Source organism: Tenacibaculum sp. IB213877, from assembly GCF_034043975.1.
Classification (GTDB): domain Bacteria; phylum Bacteroidota; class Bacteroidia; order Flavobacteriales; family Flavobacteriaceae; genus Polaribacter.
Window position 1 is genome coordinate 1 of record NZ_JAXCHH010000037.1, and the last position, 799, is coordinate 799.

1 pseudogene is annotated in these 799 nt (G+C 38.9%); it reads left to right on the forward strand.

The window, feature by feature from the left end:
• A pseudogene (locus SLH33_RS12975) lies at window positions 1-799 on the forward strand (IS1182 family transposase); the annotation flags it as partial.

Below are 799 nucleotides of genomic sequence, written 5' to 3' on the forward strand. Positions count from 1 at the left end.
AATGCCAGTATGGATAGTTTAGCATTAAAAGTTCCTGTTCAAGATTTAGATGCGTATTTATCCGAAGTTCGTCATATAAGTCAGCGAGATAAGGAAGTTTTTAGACAGGCTAAAGAAGATAAATCAAGTAGAGATCAACGAATTATAAGTGCCAGTAACAAGGAGTTACAAAGCATTGCCTCACGAAACAAGAACTGGAGTACAAACCAAAACCACCGTCCAGGTTCGGGCAATAAAGGGAGTAGGTATACCAGTAATAAAACCCATTACAGTCCTACCGATCCCGATGCGCGTATAAGTGTAAAACCAGGTAAGGCAAGAAAGTTAAATTACACGAGTCAATTAACGGTAGATAGTAGTGCTCATGTGATAACGGATATTCGTGCATATCATGCAGATGGCAAAGACAATCAACATTTACAAGATATTGTATTACGAGTAAAAGAACGTTTGTGGCAATCTGGTTTGTTATGGGAGAATTGTTTAGCCGATACGGGTTATAGTAGTGGAGAGAATTACGCTTTTTTAGAGCGTCAAGGCCTACGAAGTTTTATTCCCCCTCACGGGACTTATAAAGGCGGTCCAGATGGTTTTTCGTATAAAAAAGAAAGGGATAGTTATGTTTGTCCTCAAGGAGAAGAGATTCCCTTTAAAAAGGTGTTTAATGATTATCGAACGCATACGTTAAAGAAGGAATATCGAGGATCCAGCCAGCAATGTAAAGGCTGTGTATTAGCGAGTAGTTGCTTAGGAAAAACAGCAAAAGAGAAGAAGTTTAGTGTTACGTATTATCGATCGG